A 16,834-nucleotide genomic window follows, 5' to 3' on the forward strand; every position below is an offset into this window, starting at 1 on the left:
ATCATATAAGGAGCAAACATGGACCTCTTAATGCTCGCCGAACGGGAAAATACACTGCTTGGTCAGGACTTTCTCACCTGGCTCTGGTATAAAAGCGAAAAAAACGACGGGATGTTCGAGCTGGAAAACGGCGAACGTTTCATGCTCTACATGGAACAGCGCATGTCCGTTCAGGGCGGCGATGGTGAAAACGTCGACACCGCCACGGTAAACTCCGCGAGCGGAGACATGACCGAAGTTCTCTATGGTCTGCGCACAGGCAAGAAAGTTACCCGGGCACAGCTCAAGATGGAAATTGATGAAAATCTATGGCAGGTTCAGGTTAAGGCCGAGGATTTCACTCTCAGCGGTCTTAAAACACCCAAAGTGGATATGAAGGACGAGGAAGGGGATGACCCGGACGCAAAGTTCCTTGAAAAAATTTATCTCATAGAAAAATGCATTGCCATGTTCGACCATGTTTTCAAGGAATTCATCACCTTGAGAATATCCGATGGATGGCAGGATGAAGTGGCGCAATTCCGCCACTGGCTCAGAGAGGGCGAAAAATAACATGTCAAAGATAACGCTGGCAGCATTCGGCGACAGCCTGACCGAAGGTTTCGGGCTTCCTGCATACAGCTCCTTTCCGGCCCAGCTTGAAAGGAAAATGCTCGAAGAAGGACACCATGTGGAGATTATCAACTTCGGCGTGTCCGGGGATACCTCCGCTGACGGTCTGCTTCGCCTTGCCGATGTTATCGAAAGCGGACCGGACGCCGCCTATATTGAATTCGGCGCCAACGACTGCTTCCAGCTCATGGACCCTGAACAGCTTAAAATCAACCTTACCAGTATGATTGAAGCTTTCAGGGATGCCGGGATACCGGTAATTTTACTGGGATTCAGACCCATGAATTTCACTCCTCAGTCGTACGCGTCGGCATTCAACGCTGTTTTTCCGGCGGTGGCAGAAGAATCAGCTGTGCCGCTCTACCCGGACCTGACCTCAGGCATAGGAGAAAACCCCGAATTCTACCAGCCTGACGGGGTTCATCCCAATGCCGAGGGAGTCGAGATCATGGTGGAGCGCATTTTTCCGGTACTGAAATCTTTTCTGGATTCACTGGATATCAACCGCGACTGACAAGCCCGGTATCAAAGTTATTGCAATCCGGCCCCGTTCTTTCCAGTCATAGAAGGAGCGGGGATTGTTTTTTTCTTTTCACAGAGTTATCTTTCCCATAAAGAATGGAGAAATGATGGAAGAAAAGAAAAATGAAGAAATCCGGGAACAGAACACTGATCCGGAAAAGAAGGATGCGGTAAAGCAGCGTCCCTCCGTTGCGCTCATCATCGGCTCGGAGGGAATCAAATCCTTTTCCGCTCTCCCGTTCATTGAGTACCTGCAGGAGGAGGAAATCCTTGTGGACCTTGTTATCGGGGTAAGCGGTGGTGCGCTGCTGGCCGGATTCATGGGAGCGGGCTATGACCTCCGCCAGATTCAGGATGTTTTCTCCAGAACTGTAGATCCCCGTTTTTTCACCGATGTGGATTACAACTCCGTTCTTGAAATTGCCAGCACGGGCATGGGACGCTTCAATTCCGAATCCGGCATACTGAAGACGGACTGCCTGCGCAGAACCTACGAAAACCTTTTCAAAGAAACCGACATATCCGAACTGACCCCGAAAACACTGATCACCACAACCGACCTTGGTACAGGGAAGCCCGTGATTCTGGACAAGGGCAACCTTGCACAGGCGATCTACGCCAGCAGTGCCATATACCCGCTGATGCCCCCCGGTAATGTGGATGGACGCAGACTCATTGACGGAGCCTTCTCCTCACCGATACCGGTAATGGAATGCGTCAAACGCCAGATCGATATCATCATCGCCATATACTTTGATGATGCCTGCAACCCGGAGCCGGAAAGCTTTCTGGAGAGTTATTTCAACACTTCAAGAATTTTCAAACGCTCGATTCTCACCAGTCAGCTTCCACTTTCCATTGACATGCACCACCATGAAATAATTCCCGTCTATATAAAACACCCCCGGCCGATTGAGCTATGGGAAGTCAACAAGCTTAATGAAATCGTACATGCCGGGAAGGTCGCCTTTGCCAAACGAAAAAAGGATTTTCAGGAAGCGGTGGTTGAATTCAGGCAGAAAGCGGAAATGAGGGCGGAGGCAAAGAAAAAACAGGCGGAAGAAGAAAAGGCCCGGGAAGCCGTCAACGCGGAGAAACAAAAAGAGCAGGAAGAAGCGGTACGGAAATTCAAAAAGGAAGAAGAATCCGCCCCCGAAAAAAATCAACAGGAATCTCCCGCGCAGAAACGAAAATTTAAAATCATTAAAAAAAAGAATCCCGACAGAAAAGGTAAAGGCGTATGAAAAACGTAATCCTTGCCGCTATTTTTTTCCTGATGTTTTCCTGTCCTGTTCAGGCGCAGGAACTTATTCTGGGCACAATTTTCGAGCTCTCCGGACCGCAGCAGGCCACCGCCCAGGAAGCCATGAACGGCGCGCTTCTGGCACTGAAAAAAATCAACCAGTCGGACCCGGCATATCCTCTGAAGTTTAAAATGCAGTCCACCTCCTCCGCTCCCGAGGATACCATCAGGACGGTTGAAGCCCTGAAGAAGATTCCGAACCTTTCTGCCGTCACGGGAGTAATTTCCGATGACGCGGCCATGACCGCGGCCCCCGCCCTTCAGGCATCCGGTATTCCCTTCCTGTGTGCGGGAGCACAGACGGACGGCTTGGCAATGTCTGTTGGAGAAAATATATTCACCCTTGCTGTCCCGGATATCAGGATAGGGCAGCTGCTTGCGGAATTTACCGTTAACACCGTCCAGTCCGGTCATATCGCACTCATAAGATCAGAACTCAACGACTCCTGCGCACGTCAGGCCGACAGCTTTGCACGCCGCTTCAAGCAGAATGGCGGAACGGTCATGGCCGATCTGCCCATAACCGAAATAAATCAGGACCTCACTTTCATCGTCAGCAGACTTAAAAGCCTTATCCCGCAGACTTCAACAAATAATACTGTGGTGGAAGAAGGCATGGCGGCAACAGATTTTGTTGATTCAGCTTCCGAAATAATCACCGAAAAAAGGGCCTCCCCTCAGACCGGTCCGCAGGTGGAGTCGCTAGTGATCTTTGCTCCGGAGCATATTTCCATCAGGGTAATGGAGAAATTGCGGCAGAACAAAATGACTTACAGGATTATCGGCGGCAGCAGTTTTGATACTCCCGCGGTGCAGGCCAAAGTGCTGAACTGGCCCGAAACAGTATATTATGCTTCTCAGGCCAGCCTGACCCGCCCTGCCGGACTGGTGCAGGATTTTGTTACGGACTATGCCGCACTTTTCGGTTCCGCCCCGAAAAGCGGTTACGCGGCCCTCGGTTTCGATGCGGTTATGATTCTGGCCGACACAGCCCGGAAGCACGGGCCCGGCTCCGGAGAAATCCGTAAAAACATCAATTCAGTCAAAGATTTTGAAGGTGTGAGCGGAAAAATTTCATTCAAAGGCCGCACTGCCCACAAGCCGCTCTACATTCAGCAGATCCGTTCCGGTTCATCCTCGATGGCCGCGGAAATGGAATAACAGAATCGTAACCAAAACCGCCGCAACAACCGGAAGTAAGGCCCGCAGCACTGCCCGCATGCGATAAGGCATGAGGCTAAGCCGCATTTATCCGTTACTGAATATAAACGTGATTGTGGTCCCTTCTTCTTCCGAGGTACGCATTTCTATTTTACCCAGCTGGGCCTCCATGAGCATTCTGGCACTGTAGTTACCCAGACCGACTCCGTTCCTTTTTCCGGCGGTGGTATATTTCTCAAAAAAGACCTCGCGCAGCTCAACCGGAACCACACCTTTGTTCTTGATGGAAACCCTCGGGGAGCCATTTCTTTCAAGAACTACAATAATCCCTTCCCCGTTGGGAGAAGCCTCACAGGCGTTTTTAAGAATGTTGGAAAACATGTTGTGGCAGAAATCCTTGCGCCCTTTCACTACAAAGGAATCCAGCTCACTAAGCTGATGGCCGTCCACAATTATCTCCAGCCACAGATCCTTGGAATCCAGAAATACAGAGAACTCCTTGACTATCTGAACAAACAGCCTGGCGATATCAACCTGACTCGGATTATATTCGAAGGTTCCTGTTTCAATTTTATACAAATCAAGGGAGGTATTAATCTGGGACAGCATCCTTTTGCCTGCTTCCGAAATAAGCTCCAGATTTTCCTTCTGATCAGAGCTCAGGTTTCCGCCGATGGCTACAAGAGTAGGCAGGTTGATAATTCCGTTAAGTGGTGCCTTGAGGTCATGGCGCATGATCCTCTCAACATCCTCGCGCATTTTTTCAAGTTCCTTGCGGACCGAGATATCATCCATGGTCCATATTATACCGGCATCCAGATCCGGCGGGGCAACAGCCTTGCCGTTAACGGCGACCCAGATGATACTTCCGTCCCTGCGCCTGAACTTCATTTCTTTCTGCACAACCTTTCCGGCTGCAAGCCTGTTTCTGGTCTGGTTCCAGAATGACTGGTAATGATCATCGCTCAGGTAGAGACTCTGGGTGGTTTCCCCTATAATTTCACTCTGGCTGTAGCCAAGTATTTCACAGAAACGGCTGTTTACACGATGAAAAATACGCTCCTGCTTCATGTAGGCAATTCCGATTGAGCTGTTTTCAAACAGTGCTTCAAACTCCTGCATGGCTACCCTGAATTCTTCATCCCTGTGCCGCAACTCGGTTATGTCTTCCTTGATGCCTATAAAATGAGTAGTCACTCCACGCTCATCTACAACAGGAGAAATCACTGAACGTTCCCAGAATATCTCACCGTTCTTTTTCCTGTTGCACATTTCACCTTTCCAGGTTTTGCCGGAAACGAGTTCGGCCCACATCTGCTCATAAAATCCCCTCGTCTGGACGCCGGATTGCAGCACTCTCAAATTTTTACCGAAGATCTCATCGGAACTGTAACCTGTAAGTTCTTCAAAGGCAGAATTAACATATTCAACATCAGCCTGCGCGTTGGTAATAATAATTGAAGTAGGACAATTCTCGACAGCTCTCCATAGCCTCTGCAACTCCTCGCTGCGTTCCCGGATTTCAGTTATGTCATGAATTGTTCCGAGTTCTTTAACCGCAACACCGTTATTTTCAACCAACTGCCGCTTGACCCTCAGGCTGCGTTTCTGTCCGTCCTTACGTAAGACATTTATATTCATGAAATATACACCGCTGCCGGGACTTGCCCCCTCCAGAACCACACGCCGCTCCTCAGGGACAATATGGCGCATCAGCCGTGAGAATGAAGGGGTGATTTCATGCGGTTCATACCCGAAAATCCTGTAGGTCTGATCCGACCAGACCAGTTCACCGCTTTCATAGTTGTATTCCCAACTTCCGAGGCAGGCTATTTTCTCAGCTTCACGAAGGCGGCGTTCACTGGCATGCAGACGGTCAATCACCAGACACTGGGCTGCTTTGACCCTGTAAAAGGCTGAAGATATGAAGGCATGTATAAGCAGGACAAAGGCGTACACAACCGCACCTATAAGATAGGGCTGAATCTCAGCTTTCCAGATTTCTTCAGCGGAAACATGGGTAACCAGCTTCCAGGTCTTCTCAGATGTTGTGTTCGAATCTCCGTCCGAAACTTTCCCGAAATCCGGCAGATTTACGGACTTGAAGGTGAATAAACCATTATCACTTGAAAATTGCCCTTCCTGCTCAGAAGAGATTCTATCCCAGTCTCCGGGATAATAGTCTTTGAAATAGCACTGCTCTTTATCCGGAAACATGAAAGCCCAGTCACAGTCCCCGGGACCGCCGAAAAGCCATTGTCCGTCAGCAGTTAGAAACATTATTTTCCCAAAAGAATCCCCGGAAACCGCCTCAATCCTGTCAAGGATCGGTTTGCCCAGAAAATTAACTATCAGAAAACCTTTCGGCTCTCCGCTTAAAGAAGTCAGAGGGTAAACAGCTCTAATGACCGGTTTGAAAGGTTTGTTGACTCTTCCCCACTCCACGTTCAGATCAAAATCAGAAACATAGACCTTTGAAGGTCCATTTTTAATTGCTTCCTTAAAATAGTAGCTTCTGCTTTTATTCTGCAGTTCAGGAGGCTGAACAGAATAAGCCCCGTTCCGTCCGCTGTTGACCCTGAGAACTTCATTACCGTAAAGGTCGACAATTCTCACCTGATCAAATTTGTTGGCGGCATCTACAAAACTGATAAATTCTTTTCGTAAAATATCAAAATTTTCGTTCCCCCCGTCATCCCATAAATTGTGCAATGCTTCATGACCGCTCAGGAATCTGAGGCTCAGCGAAAGGTTCTCAAGCTCCATCGAGACTGCCATCTCCGTTGATCTGATCAGCGACCGCTCATTACCATAAAGCTGCTCGCTATGGCGTGAGACTTCCTGATAGGCAATGACGTAGATACCCAGCCCCAGCACCAGAGCAACAGGAAGAAAAGAGGACAAAACCCAATTCCGGCAGAATTTAGTGTAGTCAATCATCCGGACAATCCCCGTTCAGAAAATAAATCAACCATTTACAACAAACAGATGCAGACTTGTTATTAAATCACTACCCACTGTATCATACAAAATCCGGGAAATCTTCAACCAAATCCATTTTGATAAATAATTGACTGTTTAACCGGGAGAATTGTCCATATCGATACTGCGTTTAACGGCTTTCACCAAAATAAACACTACAGCCCCCGCAACAAAAAGGGCAACAAGCATTCCCCAGTTAAAGGTCCCTTTAATCACCCCGGCCGAGAGGATATGTCCCCCGGTGGTGAGAAAAACCGTTTCCGGAATCAGACAGAGCACGCTCATCAGAATATACGGTATAAAGTGAACTCTTGTTACAGACCACAGATAGTTGGCCACGGAATACGGCACAACCGGCACGATGCGGCTTAAAGCCAGAACTTTTACCGGATGTCTGCGACTCAGCATTTCAAGGCGTTTGAAATTGGGGTCCGAGCCGAATCTGCTCAGAATCCACCCCCTGAAGACAAATCTGCCCAGAAAAAAAGATATGGTGGAGCCAGCAGCCATGCTTACAAGGCACATGGCTGTGCCTTTCACCGCACCGAAAAGAACTCCCGCGACCACGGTGAACAGAGTCTGCGGCAGAACCAGAATCATGCCCAGCACGTTGATGAGCATGAACACCAGAGGGGCGAAATTTCCGCTTTCGTCAATCCAATGTGTGAGGTCACTTAAATGGCCTTCGCCGAAATGCTCCGCGGCGAAGGAGATAACACCTGTAATTATCAGCAGAAACAGGCCGTGCCTTAGCAGCTTGTGATCATGTTTTTCTTCAGTATTCATGTCTGCCCGCTTATTGTATTTGAAATTTCATACCATTCCAGTCCGATGTACGCGTGACATCCGTAAAAGATAAGGATAACACACGCAGACCGACATTTAGTTTTATTACTGAAAAATGATGTTTCAGAAAACAATAATCAGGGGAAAAATATGCGCTACGAGTTAAAATTAATGGACACACTTTCAGGAACAGGTTGTTTCGCGGCTTTTCCCGGCCCGAACCTGAGTTTCTCTGAAGTGCTTGAACATCTTGAAGCCCATCCTTACGATGAATTCATGCACCGCCACATGCTGGAGATGCTCGGTAACCACCGCACTCGCAAAATCCAGAAGCTGATCAAGGAAATCAAAGGCGATCCGAATAAAAAAGTTCTGGCGGCCTTGATCTATGAAGCGGTCCTGACCCATCCCCGTCTGGAATCCCTGAAAGCGGAAGTTCTCTCCGAATTCGACCCCGAAGAGCTTAAAGAATACTCACCCGCACTGCACATCCGCTCCCATCTGCAGGAAGACCAGCCGCTGCACAACAAGTGGACATCCATCTTTGCCGATAACATCGAAACTCATGAAGACATGCCTACTATCGATGAAGCCGGGCTGGAGCCGCTATACAATGTGGATGAACTTCCATCCGCCAGCTTCACCACCGCAGAGCAGATACGTTCTGAGCTTGAGAGCGAAGGCAAACTTCCCCCGGCAAAAGAGCGTGCCCCCATCGAAGAGGTAACCGCAAACGCCAATAAAAAGCTCGATGCTGCGGGCGTTTTCATGGGCCCCCAGATGCGCCAGAAAGGATGCTTGAGCCCCTTTGCGGTTCTGCATCACTGGATGGTTGAGAACAAGACCTCAAACGGAACCCTGAGCAACTCCCTGCGGGCAATCCAGACCAGTTACGGACGTGGATTCACCTACGAGCAGGCCTGTGTTTCCTGTGCCATGGAAGTGGCGGAACGTGTAAGTTCCTACGCCAGTATCGGTAAATCAGGTGTTGCGGGAAGAACATCCGAGCTTCCTGTGATCAGGGGAACCTATGCGGAAATAAAGGAACAGGGCGAAGCCCTTGATCCTTCCGGACTCCGGCTTGAGGTTCCATACAGCGGACAGCCCCTTTGGTGGATGCCTTCTGATAAATTTGACGGGGAAAAACATGTTCAGGCATGGCTGCCCGTCCAGCATGTATTTCTTTTCTGCAATCTTGATGAACAGAACCTGTTCAGCGGCCTGAACTCCACCGGACTGGCATCCGGTAACACAACAAACGAAGCGAGGCTCAGCGGACTTCTGGAAGTCCTTGAAAGGGACAGCGATTCCACCGTCCCGTTTGACAGATCCCGCTGTTTCACCATTGAAACCGATGACCCGGAAGTGCAGAAACATCTTGATGATCTGAAATCCAGCGGAATCAATGTCTGGTTTCAGGACATGACATCCGAACTGGGCATCCCCTGCTACAAGGCTTTCGCTGTGGGCAGGCTTGGCGATATAAACAAAGGCGGCGGATGCTCGCTTAACGGTAAAAGAGCCCTGCTCTCCGCGCTGACGGAAGTTCCCTACCCCTTCCCCGGACCGCCCACCTCCGAAATGCCGGAAGGACTGCCTGTCCGCAAGCTGGAAGAACTTCCCGATCTCTCCACCGGAAGCGCGGATGGTGACGTGATGGTTGTCGAGCAGACTCTGGCCGCAAACGGCTTCCACCCGCACTATGTGAACCTGACCCGCAAGGACCTCGAAATCCCGGTAACACGGGCCATAGTCCCCGGACTGGAAATAGTGTCCGACTTTGACAAATTCTCAAGAGTGAGCAAAAGACTGTACAGGAACTATCTCGACATTAAAAATCTTCTGTAATAAACTGCCAGCAGTCTTGACTATATAAAAGACAAAGTATATCAAGCATTACTTCCGTGCCGGGATGGTGGAATTGGTAGACACCCGAGACTTAAAATCTCGTAATCCTAGGATTGTGCGGGTTCAAATCCCGCTCCCGGTACCACCAATAAAATTAAGGACTTAGCAGCTTTCTTATGATTGCCGCCAAGTCCTTTTTCTTTTGCGGCCTGATACCAATCTCTCCGGCAGCAGCTTTCAAGCATTAAAAATCAGCGCATTCTGCCACATTCTACCACATTTGCCACATTCCAGATAAAACCCGCAGACTGATACCGGTCACCAAGGTATCACATGTTACCGGACCTGAGCGGTATCATCCCCCCTGTTACCGATCAGGTATGGTAACCTGACCGCATTGATACCGGTCATGATACCGGTCATGAAAGGTAACATGTTACCAATAAGGCTGTTACACATGAACAACGCTGAAGCCTCCCAAAACAAGGGATTAGTACCGAAACCACAACATATACTGTTACCGTACCCGACCGGTAACAGCTCCGGTATATTAGATAGATAGAATAATAAATCTATCTTGTTTTTCAGGAAAGGACAGCAGCAGCGATCCACCACTTGCTTATTTGGAAATCAGCATTAATATATTTGCTGGATTTCAAAAGCAGCAGAAAAAAACTTGAAGGTAAAAATGCAAAGTGTAGCAGAAACAAAATTCACCGATTACAATAAATCCGTCACTGAAGCCCTGGACAGTATCAACGCGGGCGAAGCCATCCGCAATGAATCACGGTTCCTTGTAAAGCCGAATCTGGTCAACTCATCTCCCCATCCGGTTACAACCTCGCCCGAATTCTGCCGGGCAGTGGTCGAGTACATCCTAAAAAGCAATCCCGACGCTGAAATAGTAATAGCCGAAGGCTGCGGTGACTCCCGACTTGAAACGGACAGCATCTTTTCAACTCTCGGGTATACAGAAATGGCCGCAGAGCTTGGAGTGGAACTGCTGGACCTGAACCATGCCCCGCTTTGTGAAAAGTCCCTGCCGGACACAACGGTTTTCCCCTCGATATTTCTGCCGGAAATAGCCTTCACCCATAAAGTCATATCCCTGCCCAACCTCAAGGCACACTCCCTTGCGGGTATTACCGGGGCCATGAAAAACATGATGGGTTTCGCACCTCCCGCCCACTATTCCCGAGGGGGCTGGAAGAAGGATTTTTTCCATCAGCAGATGCAGAAATCCGTTTCAGAACTGAACCGCTACGTTACTCCGTGGCTCTCGGTAATGGACGGCAGTGTGGGACTTGCGGATTATCATCTGGGAGGCGCTGTCTGCGATCCTGCTCCGGAAGTCATTCTGGCGGGATTCGACCCGAAAGAGCTTGACCGCAGGGCTGCTGAAATACTCGGGATAGACTGGAAGGATATCGGCCACCTGCGCTAAATCTATCAGAATCCTTTCGAACCTTGATTCAGGGAAATGGTCCTGACCCCGGATACGCCTGCAAAGCGCATTTCGCCAAGGGCACAATAAAAACTGAACAGTGAATTTATATATTGAAATTCTGATCTACCGGAACTCTGCGGCACCCCTCATAACGGCTCAGAAAAATTCTTTATCATCAAACTGAAACGGCGTTCAGGTAATCCCCGAACGCCGCTGTTTTTTCTTTTACAGGTGAGCCGGAATCACAAATGGAAGTTATTCCCGCCCAGCATCTTAGTTTTAAGCAAGATCAAAACGGTCAAGTTCCATGACCTTGCACCATGCGGCCACAAAGTCTTTCACAAACTTCTCCTGTGAATCAGAGCTGCCGTAGACTTCTGCAATGGCCCGCAACTGTGCATCCGCGCCGATGGCCAGATCAACATATGAAGCGGTCCACTTAAGTTCACCGGATTCACGGTCACGTCCTTCGAATTCCTCGTTGCTGTCCGGAATAGGCTTCCACTCGGTTCCCATATCCAGCAGGTTCACGAAGAAATCATTACTCAGCACTTCGGGTCGCTCAGTGAAAACGCCAAGCTGTGACTGCTTGTAGTTGGCATTCAGAACTCGCATACCGCCGATAAGCACTGTCATTTCAGGTGCGGTCAGATTCAGCAGTTGAGCCTTGTCCACAAGAAGCTCACCGCCGGAAACGGAGAACTTGCCTTTCAGGTAGTTTCTGAAACCGTCCGCAGAAGGCTCAAGAGGTGCAAAGGATTCAACATCGGTCTGCTCCTGTGAGGCATCGGTACGTCCCGGAGTGAAAGGAACAGTAACAGCATGCCCGGCATCCCGGGCTGCCTTTCCAACGGCAGCGCATCCGCCAAGCACGATAAGATCGGCCAGAGAAACCTTTTTGCCACCGGATTGCGCGGCATTGAACTCCTGCTGCACGGACTCATAAACCTTCAGAGCTTCGGCAAGCTGCTGCGGCTCGTTGACTTCCCAGTCTTTCTGGGGAGCAAGGCGTATGCGCGCGCCGTTGGCCCCGCCTCTCATATCCGAACCACGGAAGGGGAAGGCCGAAGCCCAGGCGGTGGAAACCATTCTGGAAACAGGAAGACCCGCGGCAAGGAGCTTTACCTTAAGAAACTCAATGTCCTTATCATCAATCAACTCATGGTCAACAGCAGGAACCGGGTCCTGCCAGATGAGTTCCTCATCAGGGACCATGGGTCCAAGATAGCGGGAACGGGGTCCCATATCACGGTGGGTAAGCTTATACCAGGCACGGGCGAAAGCATCCGCGAACTCCTCGGGATTTTCAAGAAAGTGTCTGGCTATAGGCTCGTAAATCGGATCGAATTTAAGTGAAAGGTCAGCCGTGGTCATCATCGGCCGGACTTTCTGGTTCGGATCATGCGCGGCCACAACCATGTCCTCTTCATCAACATCCTTGGCAAGCCACTGGTTGGCTCCCGCGGGACTCTTCACCAGCTCCCAGTCATACTTGAAGAGAACTTTCAGATAACCCATATCCCATGTTGTAGGTTTGGGCTTCCATGCGCCTTCAATGCCGCTGCCGATGGTGTCTCCGCCCTTGCCGCTGCCGAAGCTGCTTTTCCAGCCGAGACCCTGCTGCTCAACGGGAGCCGCCTCGGGATCGGGACCGACATGGGACGGGTCCCCTGCTCCGTGGCACTTACCGAAAGTATGCCCTCCGGCTACAAGGGCGACGGTTTCTTCATCATTCATTGCCATTCTGGCGAAAGTTTCACGCACGTCTTTACCGGACGCAACCGGATCGGGATTCCCGTTGGGGCCTTCGGGGTTAACATAGATCAGCCCCATCTGTACCGCGGCAAGGGGGTTGTCCAGTTCACGATCGCCCTTGTAACGGGTGTCGCCGAGCCAGGTGTCCTCATCACCCCAGTAGATATCCTGCTCGGGCTCCCAGACATCTTCACGTCCGCCAGCGAATCCGTAGGGTTTGAGGCCCATTGACTCGATGGCGCAGGTTCCCGCCAGAACCATGAGGTCCGCCCATGAAATCCTGCGGCCGTATTTCTGCTTGATGGGCCAGAGCAGCCTGCGTGCTTTATCAAGGTTCACGTTGTCGGGCCAGCTGTTGAGCGGAGCCAGACGCTGGCTGCCTGATCCGGCGCCGCCTCGGCCGTCTCCGATGCGGTAGGTTCCGGCACTGTGCCAGGCCATGCGGATAAAAAAAGGACCGTAATGGCCGTAATCAGCGGGCCACCAGTCCTTGGAATCAGTCATCAGATCAAAGAGGTCTTTACGTACAGCTTCGAGATCAAGTTTTTTGAATTCCTCAGCATAGTTGAAATCTTCATCCATCGGATTTGATTTGGATGAATGCTGATGCAGAATATTGAGATTGAGCTGATCAGGCCACCAGTCTTTATTTCTGGTTCCGCTTCCGGCAACCATTCTGCCGGACTTACCTGTCACAGGGCATCTTTTTTCGTCACTCATAAAAGCCGTCTCCATTGTTATTTATTTTATTTTACATGTTACACAATTACAATGGTCGCAGTATGCCAAGACTCCGTATATTCAAATTACCGATACTTATCAGTATTGAACTTCATAGCACAGCTATAACTTTTAATCCATGACTAATAGGTGTTCTCGTCCATCACTGCGGGGCAAACATCTGTCAGTTAGCAATCAAATAAATAACAACATCACTGTACATCAGAAAAATATCCGCATACCGGCAACCAGTACAATCAGGAAAATAACAGTCATGCCGGAGCCTGCCCGCAGATAGTCAACCGAATGCAACCCCGCTGGGCGCATGACCAGAGCGTTGACCTGATGTGTAGGAAGGATGAAAGTGTTGGAAGCGGCAAGGGCCACAGTCATGGCTGCCGCCCGGGGATCACAACCACAGGACAGAGCAAGGTTCATCCCCAGAGGAACCAGAAGGACCGTCGCGCCCACATTTGATGTAAACAGGGTGAAAAAGGAAGTAAGCACGGCAATACTCGCCAGAAGCACTGTGGGGGAAGGTACTCCGAGCATATGCATCAGGGTGTCCGCGATCAGCTTTGCCGCCCCGGTACTTTCAAAGGCAAGGCCAAGGGGAATAAGTCCGGCCAGCAGAAACACGGTCATCCAGTCCACGGACTGGTATGCTTCATCAATAGTCAGAACCTGACTGAGCACCATCCCCAACGCCCCCACAAGCAGGGAAATGGAAAGCTGGAACTCTAACCCGAGAATCATGAACAGGGAAACCGCAAGCCAGAACAAAGCCCACGGAGCTTTTTTCTCCCTGACCAACTCCCCCTGTAGAGGCTCGGTAAAAACAAAATCGTTCTGCTCTTTCAGACGGTGGAAGGCACTCCACTGGCCGTGAAGCAGAAAGGCGTTCCCTTCGCTGATGGTCAGATCGGTAAGTTCGCTGATGATCATTTCATGGCCGCTGAAAACCGCCAGAGGCGTAACCCCGTAAGTTTTACGCAGCTTCACGTCCCCTACAGTCTTTCCAACCAGCCGGGAGCGCGGAGTCACGATGCCTTCCATGATACCCGCGTTGACCGGGGAGAGATCATCGGCAAAAACCTTCAGTTCATCAGAATAGGTCCAGCCGTAATCCATGGCCAGCCTGCGGATAAACATCTCGTCTCCGACCACTGCCACAATATCGCCGGGGCACAGGGTATCCTCCGCAAGAGGAGCAACATTTCTCTTATGGGTGGTATGGTTGTATGAGGCCACAACGCTGCAGGCGTATTCCGAACGTATCTGGAGCTCCACAAGGGATTTTTCCTCAAACCCCTTTTCGGGGATGACCATTTCATAAATCTGTCCGACATCATGGTAGGTTTTATCCAGAAGCGGTGAAAGCGGTCCGTGCATCTTTTGCTGCTCACATGCCGGAAGAATCCACTTTCTGAACAGGGCAAAATAAAGAAGGGCCGCGGCGATTAACATCAGGCCGATAGGAGTCATACTGAACATGCCGAAATGCTCGTAAGACTTTCCCCGCACTACCAGAAGGTCATTAAGCAGAATCAGGGGACTGGAACCCACAAGGGTAAGTGTTCCGCCGATGATGGCACAGAAAGCCATGGGCAGTAGAATCCGGGCCACGGGGATTCCTGTCTGGGCGGAAATTCTTTTCGCTGCCGGGAGAAACAGGGCCGCTGCCCCGATATTCTGCATAAACCCGGAGATGACAGCCACGGTTCCGGCAACCATGGCTGAAATACGGTTTTCACTTTTCCCGGCAAAACGGAGAATCAGACGGGCAAGACGGTTCATTACTCCGGTCCTGTCCAGCCCGGCCCCGATTATTATCACCGCAATGATGGAAACCACCGCGTTACTGCTCAGTCCGCTGACCGCCTGCTGAGGTGTCACCAGCCCGAGAACCGGAAGAAGCACCATCACAATAATGCCGACAACATCGACTCTGACCCACTCAAAAACAAACATTAAAATTACAGCGGAAAGAACACACAAAACCAATACGATATCCGGAGTGACAACCATAACAGCTCAATTCTTCTTTTTTCAGGTTTTAAGACTTCATCCCGTTCACGGAACGTATTTTCCACACGCATTCAAGTACAATTATTCCAAAATACTACAATCCGGAATAAAACACGATATCTTCAATCATTTAATTTGATGCCGATATGTTCCTTTCTTAATATCCCCACCTCTCTCATTCAACGCAAAATAAATTGATGATAAAAATACCCCCGCGATGAAATCACGGGGGTATCAATATAACACAAGCAGATTTTTCTGATTGGATCAGCAGTTTAAATACTAATCCTTGGGCGGAACAAAATTCTCGGGAGCTGCTCCGGGAACGGATTCCACATAAATTGACTGTGAGGGAAAGGCGAAAGCTGTTCCGGCTTCTTCCTCAACAACCTTCTTTATGAAGTAAGCCAGATTTTCCCTGATCTCAAGCCAGTCCAGCCAGTTGGTGGTCTTAGTGAAAGCGTAGAGCTGGAAATCAATGGAGGAATCACCGAACTGCACCACGCGCATGAAGGTCGAAACTTCCGGCGGTTGGGCGAAATCATCATTTTCCGTAATGTATCCCATGACCCTTTCCTGAATAAGCTTCAACTGCTCGGTTGTGGTCCGGTATTCAACGCCGATGGTCCAGAGAATGCGGCGATGGGTCATCTTGGAAAAGTTGATCAGGCAGTTATCGGAAAGCGCGGAGTTCGGCACATAAACAGGAGCCTTGTCAAAACGGCGGATGCGGGTGGATCTGAATCCGATGAATTCGACTGTTCCATCGACCTTGCCGTCAACGGTAACCCAGTCACCCACGTCAAAACGGCTTTCAGCTATGATGGAAATCCCGGCAATGATGTTCTGGAAAAGGTCCTTGGCACCCAGAGCGACCGCCACACTGAAGAGTCCGAGACCGGTAAGCACAGGGCCGATATCTATTCCGAACAATTCCAGAATACTGGCTACACCCATGAGAACCACGAGGAACTTGACCAGTTTTACCAGCCAGTCAACCAGTGAAGGTGTCAGCACACTCTCCAGCTTGCGGAAAATTTTATTAGCTATCGAGACAAGGTTGAACAAGGCCCAGAAAATAACAAACAGGGTCAGGGCCTTGACGACTGTATTAGTGAAAGTTTCAGCAGGAACGGGCAGATCCAGACATTGATCGGCAAAAAAAAGTCCCAATACAACCGGAATGAAACGGATCGGATCCGCAAGGGCCTTGAGGACACTGCCCTCTGCTCTGGTATTGTGTTTTTCGAGGATGCTATGCAGACGGTTCATGATGAATCTGGTCAGAAACTTGCGCAGCATCAGGAAAAAAAGCAGAACCCCGACCGCCTGAGCCAGACTCACAAGGCTTACCCCCGGAATACCGTTCTGCCACACTCCGATGGCTATTTCTTTAAGATATTCGAACCAGTCGAAAAGGGTTGCATGCCCATTTTCAACCGCTTGAGTTGCATTTTCAACTGCTTGAGTTGCATTTTCCATACGAGGCTCCCGCTTTTTGAATTAGTGTAAGTCAGCTGACAAAATATTATTGAAACATTAACAGAGCGGTTTACCCTGTCAATACACACAATGTAACTTTCCGATCACAGATAGATGAAATCAGTTAAAATAACTATATTACTAAAAACAGCTAACGTTCAAGCCCCCGCAAATCACCAAAGATTTAC

12 protein-coding genes and 1 tRNA gene are annotated in these 16,834 nt (G+C 49.8%); 7 read left to right on the plus strand and 6 right to left on the minus strand.

Annotated features, from left to right (window positions below):
• The first annotated feature begins 18 nt into the window (after nucleotides 1-18).
• The 4 genes from ACZ5PW_RS16640 to ACZ5PW_RS16655 all read left to right on the plus strand — a co-directional run bounded on the left by ACZ5PW_RS16640 (nucleotide 19) and on the right by ACZ5PW_RS16655 (nucleotide 3,598).
• A complete protein-coding gene (locus ACZ5PW_RS16640) occupies nucleotides 19-552 on the plus strand; it encodes a hypothetical protein (protein WP_464555730.1) in 534 nt (177 codons plus the stop codon).
• A gap of 1 nt (nucleotide 553) precedes the next feature.
• Nucleotides 554-1,126 (plus strand): arylesterase, encoded by a 573-nt coding sequence (locus ACZ5PW_RS16645; RefSeq protein ID WP_464555732.1) that lies wholly within the window; start codon nucleotides 554-556, stop codon nucleotides 1,124-1,126.
• A gap of 115 nt (nucleotides 1,127-1,241) precedes the next feature.
• A complete protein-coding gene (locus tag ACZ5PW_RS16650; RefSeq protein ID WP_464555735.1) occupies nucleotides 1,242-2,378 on the plus strand; it encodes a patatin-like phospholipase family protein in 1,137 nt (378 codons plus the stop codon).
• Complete coding sequence (locus ACZ5PW_RS16655; protein ID WP_464555737.1) at nucleotides 2,375-3,598, plus strand: ABC transporter substrate-binding protein; 1,224 nt, start codon at nucleotides 2,375-2,377, stop codon at nucleotides 3,596-3,598. The genes ACZ5PW_RS16650 and ACZ5PW_RS16655 overlap by 4 nt, the downstream gene beginning before the upstream one ends.
• An 87-nt stretch (nucleotides 3,599-3,685) precedes the next feature.
• Here ACZ5PW_RS16655 and ACZ5PW_RS16660 read toward each other — a convergent pair whose 3' ends face one another.
• Together ACZ5PW_RS16660 and ACZ5PW_RS16665 are read right to left on the minus strand one after the other, a co-directional pair.
• Entirely contained in the window at nucleotides 3,686-6,538 is a 2,853-nt protein-coding gene (locus ACZ5PW_RS16660; RefSeq protein ID WP_464555738.1) for a PAS domain-containing sensor histidine kinase, read from the minus strand.
• Nucleotides 6,539-6,676: 138 nt separating this feature from the next.
• Nucleotides 6,677-7,366, minus strand: a complete 690-nt coding sequence (locus ACZ5PW_RS16665; RefSeq protein WP_464555741.1) for a TVP38/TMEM64 family protein — start codon at nucleotides 7,364-7,366, stop codon at nucleotides 6,677-6,679.
• Between the two features lie 150 nt (nucleotides 7,367-7,516).
• Here ACZ5PW_RS16665 and ACZ5PW_RS16670 point away from each other — a divergent pair, with 150 nt between their 5' ends.
• Both ACZ5PW_RS16670 and ACZ5PW_RS16675 read left to right on the plus strand, forming a co-directional pair.
• Nucleotides 7,517-9,214 (plus strand): YcaO-like family protein, encoded by a 1,698-nt coding sequence (locus ACZ5PW_RS16670; RefSeq protein WP_464555744.1) that lies wholly within the window; start codon nucleotides 7,517-7,519, stop codon nucleotides 9,212-9,214.
• Nucleotides 9,215-9,272: 58 nt separating this feature from the next.
• A tRNA-Leu gene (locus ACZ5PW_RS16675) sits at nucleotides 9,273-9,359 on the plus strand.
• A gap of 191 nt (nucleotides 9,360-9,550) precedes the next feature.
• Here the strand turns inward: ACZ5PW_RS16675 and ACZ5PW_RS16680 are convergent.
• Nucleotides 9,551-9,673 carry a hypothetical protein gene (locus ACZ5PW_RS16680; RefSeq protein WP_464555746.1) on the minus strand — a complete coding sequence of 41 codons (123 nt, stop codon included), beginning with the start codon at nucleotides 9,671-9,673 and terminating at the stop codon, nucleotides 9,551-9,553.
• Between the two features lie 229 nt (nucleotides 9,674-9,902).
• On the opposite strand from ACZ5PW_RS16680, the gene ACZ5PW_RS16685 reads away from it, so the two are divergent.
• Nucleotides 9,903-10,658, plus strand: coding sequence for a DUF362 domain-containing protein (locus tag ACZ5PW_RS16685; protein ID WP_464555749.1), 756 nt, complete (start codon nucleotides 9,903-9,905; stop codon nucleotides 10,656-10,658).
• 282 nt (nucleotides 10,659-10,940) lie between these two features.
• On the opposite strand, the gene katG is transcribed toward ACZ5PW_RS16685, so the two are convergent.
• From katG to ACZ5PW_RS16700, 3 genes are all read right to left on the minus strand, one after another.
• Nucleotides 10,941-13,136: a catalase/peroxidase HPI gene (gene katG / locus ACZ5PW_RS16690; protein ID WP_464555751.1), complete on the minus strand. Its 2,196-nt coding sequence runs from the start codon at nucleotides 13,134-13,136 to the stop codon at nucleotides 10,941-10,943.
• 222 nt (nucleotides 13,137-13,358) lie between these two features.
• The gene (locus tag ACZ5PW_RS16695) at nucleotides 13,359-15,164 is read right to left on the minus strand and encodes an SLC13 family permease (protein ID WP_464555752.1); all 1,806 of its coding nucleotides are present in this window, start codon (nucleotides 15,162-15,164) and stop codon (nucleotides 13,359-13,361) included.
• Nucleotides 15,165-15,446: 282 nt separating this feature from the next.
• Nucleotides 15,447-16,646: a mechanosensitive ion channel family protein gene (locus tag ACZ5PW_RS16700; protein ID WP_464555754.1), complete on the minus strand. Its 1,200-nt coding sequence runs from the start codon at nucleotides 16,644-16,646 to the stop codon at nucleotides 15,447-15,449.
• Nucleotides 16,647-16,834 lie beyond the last annotated feature (188 nt).

It is taken from the genome of Maridesulfovibrio salinus (genome assembly GCF_055394525.1).

Excerpts from the sequence above, each read along its gene's own strand:
- ACZ5PW_RS16700 (WP_464555754.1), bottom strand. The coding sequence starts at position 16,646 with ATGGAAAATGCAACTCAAGCAGTTGAAAATGCAACTCAAGCGGTTGAA.
- ACZ5PW_RS16650 (WP_464555735.1), top strand. The coding sequence starts at position 1,242 with ATGGAAGAAAAGAAAAATGAAGAAATCCGGGAACAGAACACTGATCCG.
- ACZ5PW_RS16695 (WP_464555752.1), bottom strand. The coding sequence starts at position 15,164 with ATGGTTGTCACTCCGGATATCGTATTGGTTTTGTGTGTTCTTTCCGCT.
- ACZ5PW_RS16670 (WP_464555744.1), top strand. The coding sequence starts at position 7,517 with ATGCGCTACGAGTTAAAATTAATGGACACACTTTCAGGAACAGGTTGT.
- ACZ5PW_RS16655 (WP_464555737.1), top strand. The coding sequence starts at position 2,375 with ATGAAAAACGTAATCCTTGCCGCTATTTTTTTCCTGATGTTTTCCTGT.
- ACZ5PW_RS16640 (WP_464555730.1), top strand. The coding sequence starts at position 19 with ATGGACCTCTTAATGCTCGCCGAACGGGAAAATACACTGCTTGGTCAG.
- ACZ5PW_RS16685 (WP_464555749.1), top strand. The coding sequence starts at position 9,903 with ATGCAAAGTGTAGCAGAAACAAAATTCACCGATTACAATAAATCCGTC.
- ACZ5PW_RS16680 (WP_464555746.1), bottom strand. The coding sequence starts at position 9,673 with ATGTGTAACAGCCTTATTGGTAACATGTTACCTTTCATGACCGGTATC.
- ACZ5PW_RS16665 (WP_464555741.1), bottom strand. The coding sequence starts at position 7,366 with ATGAATACTGAAGAAAAACATGATCACAAGCTGCTAAGGCACGGCCTG.
- ACZ5PW_RS16660 (WP_464555738.1), bottom strand. The coding sequence starts at position 6,538 with ATGATTGACTACACTAAATTCTGCCGGAATTGGGTTTTGTCCTCTTTT.
- katG (WP_464555751.1), bottom strand. The coding sequence starts at position 13,136 with ATGAGTGACGAAAAAAGATGCCCTGTGACAGGTAAGTCCGGCAGAATG.
- ACZ5PW_RS16645 (WP_464555732.1), top strand. The coding sequence starts at position 554 with ATGTCAAAGATAACGCTGGCAGCATTCGGCGACAGCCTGACCGAAGGT.